The organism is Verrucomicrobium sp. BvORR106 (assembly GCF_000739655.1).
Lineage (GTDB): Bacteria > Verrucomicrobiota > Verrucomicrobiia > Verrucomicrobiales > Verrucomicrobiaceae > Verrucomicrobium.
This window is the reverse complement of sequence record NZ_BATR01000028.1, coordinates 1-6,776: the sequence shown is the minus strand read 5'-3', so window position 1 is coordinate 6,776 and position 6,776 is coordinate 1. Positions and strand designations below refer to the sequence as shown.

The window sequence follows — 6,776 nt, the reverse complement described above, 5'->3', positions numbered from 1 at the left end:
CAGGATGGGGTAGGGGTAGGAGTGGGGGCTGCCGTCGTAGTTCACGCCGGAGACGACCACGTCCCAGTCCTGGCAGAGGTGCTCCAGCACGGAGTGGGTCACGGTGCCGAAGCCGGTGGGGACCACGGCATCACCGATCCAGAGCACGCGGCCTTTCTTGCCACTCGCCGTGGAGCGCACGGTCTCGGTGCTTAGCAGGGTCTTGGGCGTGGAGCCGAAGGAAAACAGCCGGCTGGTCATGCTGGTGCCGCTGGGCACCACCGCCATCACGGTCGCTGCCGCAGTGGCTGCCTGGAGCGACTGCGGGGTGCTGGCGGTAGTCTTCTGCGGCAGGGGGAGGGTGATCGCGCGTGCTTTCAGTTTGGCAGGCAGGGACGGGCGACGGACACGACGACCCTCGGTCAGTAGGTGGCTGGCGTTCTTCATCTGGGCGGAGATAATGTACTTCAGGAACTTCAGTTACTCCACAGCAATGCGGCAGTTTGGCAGAAATTCCTGCATCTTTTGTACCAATCGCATGTCTTCAGCGACGTCCAGGTTCATGGGATCCGACGCGGAAGTGGTGATAAAAAGATGCGTGAGGTTGGTGCACGCCTTCAGAAAATGAACGCTCTCTTCTGTAAACGCGCTGGTGCTGGTCAGGCGCAGATGGGTCAGGTGGGGGGCCAGCTTGATGAGGAGCGCGAGGCTGGAGGGGGAGATCTGCGTGCCGTGCAGATTGAGATTGTTGACGGTGTCGACGCGCTCGCAGTGCCGGATCAACTCGGCCATGTCGTCGTCGTTGAAAAAGTCGCATTGCGCCGCGCTCACCCGCCAGACTTCGAAGTCGCCTTTAGGAAGGCTGGCGATCTCGCGGATGTCAGCCTTGTCCCCCATCGGGCGGCCGGCCTGTGCCGCCAGACCGGCAGCATCGTCCGTCAGGCTGATGTTGATCATGCCGCCGTGGTTGATGACCCACTCGGCGAGGGAGCGCTGCGCCTCCCGCGGGTTCACCGGAGGAAGGGCGGGGGCTTCGGGCAGGAAGGGGGTGGGGGTGGGCCCGGGGGCGAAGAACTGCATCAGAGTGCCGTCCATGGCCATCTTCCCACTGGCGACGAGCATGAAGAGGGCGATGACGCCGCCGCCCCATGCCTTGACGCGGCGGTGGGCGGGTGGCAGCGGCCCGGGGGCGGGCAGGTGGGCGTAGGGGAGGGTCGCCGCACCGGCGTCCACGCGGGAGAAGGGGCCGCGGTCGGCCTGCTTGATGGGGCCGGTCTTCAGCACGCCTTCCAGGGCCCGCGTCACCTCACTGACCTGCTGGAAGCGTTTCTTGGGGTTGGCCTGGAGCGCCTTGCTGACCACGGCATCCAGCCGGGCATCGGCCCCGGCGGCGCGGGAGGGCGGGTCCCAGCCCAGGCCGCGCGGCACGCTGCCGGTGAGCATTTCATAGAGCATGACGCCTAGGGAGTAGATGTCTGCCCGGTGGTCTACATGCTGGTCCCGGGTCATTGCCTCTGGCGCAATGTAGTCCGGCGTGCCCAGGGCATCGCTGGCGGAGGTGAGGCCCTGCTTGTCGGCGTCGAGCCCGAGCTTTTTGGCGAGGCCGAAGTCTGCGACCTTCACATTGCCCTGCTCGTCGATGAGGATGTTGGCCGGTTTGACGTCGCGATGGATGACGTTCTTGTGGTGGGCGTACTGGAGCGCATCGCAGATCTGGGTGACGATGCTGAGCATCTGCCGGGGTGACATGTCCCCCTTCCGCATGAGGTGCCGCAGGTTCGTCCCCTTCACGTACTCCATCGCGTAGAAGATGCTGCCGCCTCCGGGGACCTCCCCGTAGTCGTAGAGGGAGACGATGTGCCGATGGCTGAGCCGGGCCAAGATGCGGGCCTCGCGCTTGAAACGGTCCACAAAGACGCGGCGGCTCCCCAGGGCCGGGGGCAGCATCTTGACGGCCACCATGCGGTCCAGCGCCTTCTGCTTGGCCTGATACACGGCCCCCATGCCGCCCCGGTCGATGAAAGAGATGAACTCGTAGTCCGGGATCAGCCGGTTGAGTTCATCGATCGAAGGAGGGTCGAATCTTGCCAGTCGGAATGGGTCGTCCGCGTCCTGTGGCTCTGGGTTCATGACGAGAGGAACACCGCCCGGCGCGGTGAGCAGCCTTGCGGCACAGAGGTGTCCGCGGTGCTGTGGCTGTATTACTGGACTCAGAAATTAGAATTCCTGCTCGTGAAGACAAGAGTTTTCTCCGCGAAAATACCGGGAAAAGCCTGCGAATCTACGCAGATGAAAACCATAGCGACGGTGCCGCGAGGGCACCGCATCCCTGAGCTGGAGGGGGTGGACTAGGCCACGGAGTCGCCTGCGAGCGCGGCGTTCCCGATGATCCCGGCCTCGTTGCTGAACCGGGCGGGGAGGATCTTCAGCCCCTCCCACACGACGGTGGAGAGCATGGACTGCATCTTCTTTTGCAGGGGCTCAAAAAGGAGGGCGCCTGCCTGGGCCACGCCGCCACCGATGACGAAGGCGTCCGGGTTCAGCAGCCAGGCCACACTGGCCAGGGCGGTGCCGAGCCACTCGGCGATGTCATGCCAGATCTGGATGGCCACGGGGTCGCCTGCCTGGGCGGCCTCCGCGATGGCGCGCGGGGTGCAGTCGGCGACGGTCTTTCCGAGACCAGCCTGGGCGAAGACCTTCACCGCGTACTCGGCGATCTGGTTGTTCCCCACGTACTTCTCCAGGGCGCCGAGATTCCCGTAGTGGCCGTGCACGCCCTGGTAGTGGACGCTCATCTGGCCGATCTCGCCCGCGGAGAACTGGCTGCCGCGGTAGAGCTCATTGTTGAGGATGAGGCCGCCGCCCACGCCGGTGCCGAGGGTGAGGGCCACCACATTGCGCAGGCCCTGGCCCGCGCCGTAGCGCCACTCGGCATAGGCCATGGCGTTGGCGTCGTTTTCCACCACGGTGGGGAGGCCGGTCATCTCGCTGAGGATCTGCTTGAGGGGCACTTCCTTCCAGCCGGGCACGTTGGTCAGCACGTGCACGAAGCCGTTGTCGAAGTCCACCAGGCCGGGCACGCCCACGCCCACGGCGCAGATTTCCGGGTGGCGCTCCTGCAGCTTGGCAATGCGGTCCGCCATCACGCGGATGAGGGCCACGGGGCCGTCATGTCCCTGCGTCGGGATCGGCTCATCCACTTCCAGGAGATCGGCTCCACGACACACGCCCAGCTTGATGGAGGTGCCACCGAAGTCCACGCCAACGGCGACAGGAGCCGAATCACTCATAGGATCAGAAAGATAAGGAAGTAGTGAGTTTTGAAAATGCGAGCGCTGGGATTAATGCATTTTCCACGAGTTGCAAGCGCCACCGTGGCATTCCCCGCCGCGCTCAGGAGGGCTGGCGGGCGTGCAGATTGGCCACGATGCGCAGTCCGTGAAGGGTGAGGTCACCCTCTACATGTGCGATCTCTGGCAGGCGTGACGCGATCCATGCCGCATCGCCGCCGGTGGCCACCACGTGCAGGGTGGCCGGGTTGCCCATCTCCTCGCGGAGCTTTTCCAGGATGCCGCGCACCATGCCGCGGTAGCCGATGGCGGCCCCGGCGAGGATGGCGCCCACGGTGGACTTCCCGATGGCGGAGTCCGGCTCCCGCAACTCCACCTGGGGGAGCAGGGCGGTGCGCTCATGCAGGTAGTCCGTCATGAGGCGCAGGCCGGGGGCGATGACGCCGCCCACGTAGGCGGCGTCGGCTTCCACGATGTCGAAGGTCACGGCGGTGCCGAAATCGATGACGATGCCCGGGGCTCCGTGCAGGGAGGCCAGGGCCACGGCATTGGCCAGACGGTCGGCGCCGATGGATTCTGGCTTGGGGTAGCGGATGCCGATGCCCAGGGGGATGTCGTGCCGCAGGTTCAGCATCTGGCTGCCGAAGTGGGCCTGGAGGCGCTCGGTGGCATCGGGCACCACGGAGGAGACGACCACCTTATCATAGGCCCAGCCGGTGAGCACCGTGGCCAGGGCGCGGGTGGTATCTGCCACCAGCAGGGAGGTGGGGGTGTCCCGCTGCTCCAGGATGGCGTCCGGCGTGGCGAGACCAAACTTCGTGCGGCCGTTGCCGACATCAATGAGCAGGTAGGAGGACGAGGACATGGCAGAATGAGAGGGGAGTACGCCTGGCAGGCAGGGCCGGGTATGAGCTGGGGAGCGGAGGCGGGAGCCGGGGCGGATCAGAGGAGATCAGGGCTTCCAGTCCACGCGGGTGAAGGTGGTCTTCTCGCCGTTCTTCAGGGCCTCGATGTCCAGCGGGGTGGAGCTCTTCACCTCCAGGGTGCGGCCCTGCACTTCCAGGGTCAGGCCTTGTTTCAGATCGGCCGCCTCCAGCCAGTAGCGGAGCTGCACGTCCTGGGTGGTCTTGGCCGGCACCTGGGGGATGGCGTCAAAGGCGAGGAAGAAGCTCGGGATCTCCCGCCCGCCGGAGGTGAGCAGGCGCACTTCCGGGGCGTGCAGGGCCAGCTTGTCGGCGGAGTCGTTTTTCACCCGTACTTCCAGATCCAGGCGGACGTTGCCGTAGTCCCGCTCGGCCACAGCGCGGTGGAATTTCAGCGGGGCATCGCTGGCGGCGGCGGGCGTTCCTGAGTTTCCGCCGGAGCCGTCTTCATCACCGGAGTCACCGGGGCCGGAGAGGAACACATAGGAGAGACCAGCCACGATGATGGCGAGCAGCACCCACAGTTCGAGGCGTTTGAGCAGATTCATGGCCGCACCTTGGGGTCGATGCGGGGTAAAATCCAGCGTTCTTCTCTGGGTGGGCCAGCGGGCGCGCGCGAGGGAGCCGGACCCCAGGCGGCTGTTTCCTGTTTGCCAAGCTTGATTTTCTGAATACCATCACCGCCCCCCTCCGCCGCGTGCGCGGTTGCGGCCTGTGTTTCCCCCTTCGCTTCCCGTCATGAACATCACGTTTGAGTCCCAGCCCAACTGCCGTGCCGTCTACCGTATCGAGATCCCCGCTGCCGATGTGCAGCGTGAGCGCGAGGACGTGACGGCCAACTACGCCCGCTCTGCCCGTCTCCCCGGCTTCCGCCCCGGCAAGGCCCCCAAGGCTGTCGTGGCCAAGAAGTATGAAGGCCAGATCCGCGAAGAGCTGGAGACCGCCCTGGTCCGCAAAGGCTACAACGAGGCCTCCAAGCGCGGTGACGCCGACATCCTGAGCGTGCTGAACGTGCGTGACCAGGCCCTCCATGGCGACGACCATTACACCTTCACCATCGAGGTGAGCACGGTGCCCCAGTTCGAACTGCCGGAGTACAAGGGCATCCCGGTGAAGCTGGCCAAAGTGGAAGTGGACGATGCCGATGTGGACCACGACCTGCTCCACCTGCGTGAGCGCTACCAGACCTTCACCGACGTGGAGCGCGAGGCTCAGCTGGGTGACTACGCGGTGCTGCAGGTGACGGGCTCCTTCGACGGCAAGCCCGTGGAAGAGACTCACCCCGACGCTCCTGCGTATCTGAAGAAGATCGACGGCAACTGGTTCCAGCTCAGCGAGAAAGAGAACTTCCTGCCCGGATTCTACGCCGGTCTGGTGGGCGCCAAGAAGGGTGACACCCGCGACATCGCCGTGACGCTGCCCGAGGACTTCCCCTATGAAGCCCTGCGCAATCAGGTGGTGACTTTCCACACCACCGTGGAAGGCGTGAAAGAAGGCGTGCTGCCTGCGCTGGACGAAGACTTCGCCAAGAAGCTGAACCCGGAATGGGACCTCGAGCGCCTGCGCACCGAGGTGAAAAACAGCATCCAGGCCCGTCGCGAGCAGAACCGCGAAAATGAGCGCACCAACCAGGTGATCGCCCACCTCGCCGACAAGCTTGAGTTCGAACTTCCCCAGGAAGTGGTGAACCGCGAAGCCCAGCGCCGCACGAACGACATCGCCCGCAACGCGCTGAACCAGGGCATGGACCAGGGCCAGATCATGGACGCCCAGGAGCAGATCGTGAGCGCCGCGACCCAGCAGGCCCGCCAGAACGTGAAGGTGAGCTTCATCCTTGGCGAAGTGGCCAAGAAGGAAAACCTCCGCGTGAGCGAAGACCAGCTCCGCATGGCGCTGGCCCAGATCGCGATGCGCCAGAAGGTGACCCCGAAGAAGCTCCTCCAGGACGCCAAAAAGAACAACCTCATCGAGCGCCTCCGCGAGGACCTCTTGATTGAGAACGCCATCCGCTTCCTCAAGGAAAACGCTGTGGTGGAAGAAGTGGAAGCCGAGAAAGAAGACTGCGGCCACGATCACGGACACTGAGTCGGGATCGGGTGTGAAAAGTTAGTTAGGTGATTTTTTGGCAAGGCCACTCCGGAGACGGGGTGGCCTTGCTGCTTTGCAGAGACACAAGACTGCCAGACGCCAGACATCAGACCTGAACTGAGCTGGCGCAGGGGAGGGGGCGCGGGGCGGGTTGGTCAGTAAACGGAGTGAGGGACATTCTACCGCTGCGCGGAGACGCAAGACTTGAAGACACAAGACCTGAGCTCACGCATGGAAGGCCGCCTCCAGCGAAGCGGGCCGTGCTGGAGGCGCGGAGCAAACTAGTCACAGGCTTCAGCCTGTTCAGTCGCGTGGCCGAGCGGTACGAACGCCAGGCTAAAGCCTAGCACTACTCTTAGCTGCCGCCGCAGGCGTAGTCCGACGGTCCCCGTCGGCTTTGGCAGCGGAGGGGCGCAGCGTGTTGCGGCTTATGATCGTGATGAGGTCTGCTACGTCAGGGGCAGCGCGTCCGACCGGGACAGGAATGTCCCCCGCC

Annotated in this window: 6 protein-coding genes; 1 reads left to right on the top strand and 5 read right to left on the bottom strand. The window is 64.8% G+C overall.

Annotated elements, in window-relative coordinates:
- The 5 genes from BV106_RS04940 to BV106_RS04920 form a co-directional block, all read right to left on the bottom strand.
- The coding region (locus tag BV106_RS04940; RefSeq protein ID WP_038161393.1) for a hypothetical protein at positions 1-426 on the bottom strand (426 nt) is incomplete at its 3' end.
- Between the two features lie 33 nt (positions 427-459).
- Positions 460-2,109 carry a serine/threonine-protein kinase gene (locus tag BV106_RS35065; RefSeq protein WP_051945107.1) on the bottom strand — a complete coding sequence of 550 codons (1,650 nt, stop codon included), beginning with the start codon at positions 2,107-2,109 and terminating at the stop codon, positions 460-462.
- A gap of 218 nt (positions 2,110-2,327) precedes the next feature.
- Positions 2,328-3,269 carry an ROK family protein gene (locus BV106_RS04930; protein ID WP_038161391.1) on the bottom strand — a complete coding sequence of 314 codons (942 nt, stop codon included), beginning with the start codon at positions 3,267-3,269 and terminating at the stop codon, positions 2,328-2,330.
- A gap of 103 nt (positions 3,270-3,372) precedes the next feature.
- The gene (locus BV106_RS04925; protein WP_038161388.1) at positions 3,373-4,134 is read right to left on the bottom strand and encodes a type III pantothenate kinase; all 762 of its coding nucleotides are present in this window, start codon (positions 4,132-4,134) and stop codon (positions 3,373-3,375) included.
- Between the two features lie 87 nt (positions 4,135-4,221).
- Positions 4,222-4,740: a hypothetical protein gene (locus BV106_RS04920; protein WP_038161385.1), complete on the bottom strand. Its 519-nt coding sequence runs from the start codon at positions 4,738-4,740 to the stop codon at positions 4,222-4,224.
- A gap of 190 nt (positions 4,741-4,930) precedes the next feature.
- Between BV106_RS04920 and tig the strand changes: the two genes are divergently transcribed.
- The gene (gene tig / locus BV106_RS04915; RefSeq protein WP_038161382.1) at positions 4,931-6,277 is read left to right on the top strand and encodes a trigger factor; all 1,347 of its coding nucleotides are present in this window, start codon (positions 4,931-4,933) and stop codon (positions 6,275-6,277) included.
- Positions 6,278-6,776 lie beyond the last annotated feature (499 nt).

Bases quoted from the DNA above. Each gene is read 5' to 3' on its own strand.
- BV106_RS04920 (WP_038161385.1), bottom strand. From the start codon at position 4,740: ATGAATCTGCTCAAACGCCTCGAACTGTGGGTGCTGCTCGCCATCATC.
- tig (WP_038161382.1), top strand. From the start codon at position 4,931: ATGAACATCACGTTTGAGTCCCAGCCCAACTGCCGTGCCGTCTACCGT.
- BV106_RS04925 (WP_038161388.1), bottom strand. From the start codon at position 4,134: ATGTCCTCGTCCTCCTACCTGCTCATTGATGTCGGCAACGGCCGCACG.
- BV106_RS04930 (WP_038161391.1), bottom strand. From the start codon at position 3,269: ATGAGTGATTCGGCTCCTGTCGCCGTTGGCGTGGACTTCGGTGGCACC.
- BV106_RS35065 (WP_051945107.1), bottom strand. From the start codon at position 2,109: ATGAACCCAGAGCCACAGGACGCGGACGACCCATTCCGACTGGCAAGA.